Source organism: Pseudomonas sp. CM27 (assembly GCF_013179515.1).
Taxonomy (GTDB): Bacteria; Pseudomonadota; Gammaproteobacteria; order Pseudomonadales; family Pseudomonadaceae; genus Aquipseudomonas.
In genome coordinates this window covers 1-2,978 of the sequence record NZ_JABMCN010000044.1, presented here as the reverse complement: position 1 = coordinate 2,978, position 2,978 = coordinate 1, and the positions used below count along the sequence as shown (strand labels likewise).

General features: G+C 67.5%; 1 protein-coding gene and 2 pseudogenes. 2 read left to right on the top strand and 1 reads right to left on the bottom strand.

Features of this window, described 5'->3' with window-relative positions:
* Nucleotides 1-200 (top strand): annotated as a pseudogene (locus HP547_RS29345) (hypothetical protein); the annotation flags it as partial.
* Between the two features lie 22 nt (nucleotides 201-222).
* Here the strand turns inward: HP547_RS29345 and hrpB are convergent.
* Nucleotides 223-2,751, bottom strand: coding sequence for an ATP-dependent helicase HrpB (gene hrpB / locus HP547_RS07890; RefSeq protein WP_172285968.1), 2,529 nt, complete (start codon nucleotides 2,749-2,751; stop codon nucleotides 223-225).
* A 53-nt stretch (nucleotides 2,752-2,804) separates the two neighbouring features.
* Between hrpB and HP547_RS29570 the strand changes: the two are divergent.
* A pseudogene (locus HP547_RS29570) lies at nucleotides 2,805-2,978 on the top strand (polyribonucleotide nucleotidyltransferase); the annotation flags it as partial.

The following is a 2,978-nucleotide window of genomic DNA, read 5'->3' as shown; positions in this document are numbered from 1 at the left end:
AGGTCTCAACCGTCAGCGACTTCATCAAGATCGAACCCTTGGAGTGGTCAGAGAACGCAGTGCTGTGCCGCCTGCGCGACCATCTTGGCCACGCCGTCAAGGCGCGACACGATTCTGCAACCGATACCCCTCGATTCTCCTATTTGAACGCCCAGGCAGGTGCTGACACTCTTTTCATCCTGCAGCGTGTTCACAACTGACCCCCAACCAGACCTTGTGGTTTCAGGTCCCGCGAGGCTTGGCCCGTGCCGTAGCCTCGGCAACTAGCGGGTCATCCGGCCAGTAATGCTTCGGATAGCGCCCTTTCAGGTCCTTCTTCACCTCGGCATAGGTCGTGCGCCAGAAGTTGGCCAGGTCCTGGGTCACCTGCACCGGGCGACGCGCCGGCGACAGCAAGTGCAGTTTGACTTGCTGGCGGCCGTTGGCGATGCGCGGTGTGTCGGCAAGGCCGAACAGCTCTTGCAGGCGCACGGCGAGGATCGGCGGGGTTTCGCTGTAATCCAGGCGGATGCTGGAGCCGGACGGCACCGTCAGGTGCGCCGGGGCCTGTTCTTCCAGGCGCTGCGGCAGCGGCCAGGGCAACAGGTTGCGCAGCATCGACGGCAGGTCCAGCGCGGCGAAATGGCTGAGGCGGGACACTTTGCCCAAGTACGGCTGCAGCCAGTCTTCCAGGCTGGCGAGCAGGGCTTCGTCACCCAGATCGGGCCAGTCGCTGTGGCTTTCCTTGGCCAGGTCGAGCTGGCGCAACAGTGCCACTCGTGCCTGCCACTGCCGCAGTTCAGGCGTCCAGCTCAGCACGTTCAAGCCTTTGCGCCGCACCAGGCCAAGCAACGCCCGGGCCCGAGCCTGGTCGTCCAGGCCGGGCAGCGGCTCGCGGCTGAGCACCAGCTCGCCAACCTTGATCTGGCGCTCGGCACGCAACACCTGCTCGCGCTCGTCCCAATCCAGAATGTCGACCCGCTCGACCTGCTCGGCCAGCACGCCGTCGAGCAGGCCCGGGTCGAACTCGGCCGCCAGGTAGATCCGCTCCTCACGCTGGCCTTGCCGGCTACCGAGGTCGGCGATCACCAACCACGGGCACTTCATCAAGGCATCGACTTCGGCAAACAGCGCCGCACGGCCGTTGGCCAAGCGATACTCGGCACCGCCCTCGCGGCGCTGCTGGGCGACGCGGTCGGGGTAGGCCAGCGCCAGCAGCGCGCCCAGCCAACGTGGGTGATCCGGGTCAGCGACGGGCGCACCCGTTTTGACCCGCAGCAAGCTGCGGTACTGGCGCGCCAGCTGGCGGGCGCGCTGCACGCCACCCTGGCCGCCACGGGCAGCCTTGCTCTCGCCGCTGACCAGCGCCAGCCGGCTGTGCAGGTCGGCACCGCCGCCGCGCTGGATATCCCGCTCGCCCAACAACGCCGCCACGTCACAAGCCATCTGTGCCAGGCCCAGGTCCTGGCCACGCAATAACAGGTGGGCGATGCGCGGGTGGGCGGGTAGCTCGGCCATGGCCTGGCCATGTTCGCTGAGGTTGTCGCGGCTACCCGCCTTGAAGGCATTCAGCCGCGCCAGCAGGTCCTGGGCCTGGCCGAATGCGGCAACAGGCGGCTGGTCCAGCCAGCGCAACTGCTCGGGCGTAACGCCCCAACGCGCCAGTTGCAGGGCCAGGCCGGCCAGGTCGGCCTGAAGGATTTCGGCGCTGCCATGGGCGGCAAGCTGGTCATGCTGGGCCTCGGACCACAAGCGGTAGCACACACCCGGCTCAAGTCGGCCGGCACGGCCGGCGCGCTGGGTGGCGCTGGCGCGGGAAATGCGCTGGGTGTCGAGGCGGGTCATGCCGCTGCCGGGGTCGAAACGGGGCACCCGCGCCAGGCCTGCGTCGATCACCACGCGCACGCCGTCGATAGTCAGGCTGGTTTCGGCGATGTTGGTGGCCAGCACCACCTTGCGCTGGCCTTTGGGCGCAGGGTCGATGGCAGCGCGCTGGGCATTGAGGTCGAGTTCGCCATGCAGCGGGCACAGCAGAATCCCGGGGCGTTCGCCCAACGCCTCCTGCAGGCTCTGGTGCACACGGCGGATCTCGGCCTGGCCCGGCAGGAACACCAGCACACTGCCGGTCTGGTCAGCCAGCGCCTGGAGCACGCTATCCACCACCCGCGGCTCGATGAATTCCCCGGGCTGGAAGGGCCGGCCCCAGCGAATGTCCACCGGGTGCATGCGCCCTTCACTGCTGACCACCGGGGCATCGTCCAGCAGCCGCGACAGCCGCTCGCCCTCCAGGGTGGCGGACATCAGCAGAATCTTCAGCGGCGGGTCGTCACGCAAAAGCTCGCGCCCATTCAGGCTCAGCGCCAGCGCCAGGTCTGCGTCCAGGCTGCGCTCGTGATATTCGTCAAAAATCAGCAGGCCCACACCTTCCAGTGCCGGGTCGGCCTGCAGGCGACGGGTGAGGATGCCTTCTGTGACCACCTCGATGCGGGTTTTCGGCCCGACCTTGCTGTCCAGGCGGATACGGTAGCCCACGGTTTCGCCCACCTTTTCGCCCAGCTCGCTGGCCAGCCGCTCGGCAGCTGCCCGCGCCGCCAGGCGTCGCGGCTCAAGCATGAGGATGGTCTGCCCGGCCAGCCACGGCTGGTTCAGCAGCGCCAGCGGCACGCGGGTGGTCTTGCCGGCGCCAGGGGGCGCCTCCAGCACGGCTTCGTCGCGGTTTTCAAGGGCCTGGCGCAGGGCCGGCAACACGGCATCGATTGGTAAAGAAATCATGGTGGTCCTCGAACAGTCCGGCGAGTATAACGGCGAACCCAGCCTGCTCTATCATGGTCTTAGCAACAGGCGCAGGCGCTTCGCTTGCCCTGCTGAAGAACTTTTCGGAGATTTACATGCGCATCCCAACCCGCGTCATCGGTGGCGCCCTCATCGCCACCCTGCTGACCCAACTGACCGCCTGCGGCACCCTTTTCTACCCGGACCGTCGCGGCCAGATCGGCGGC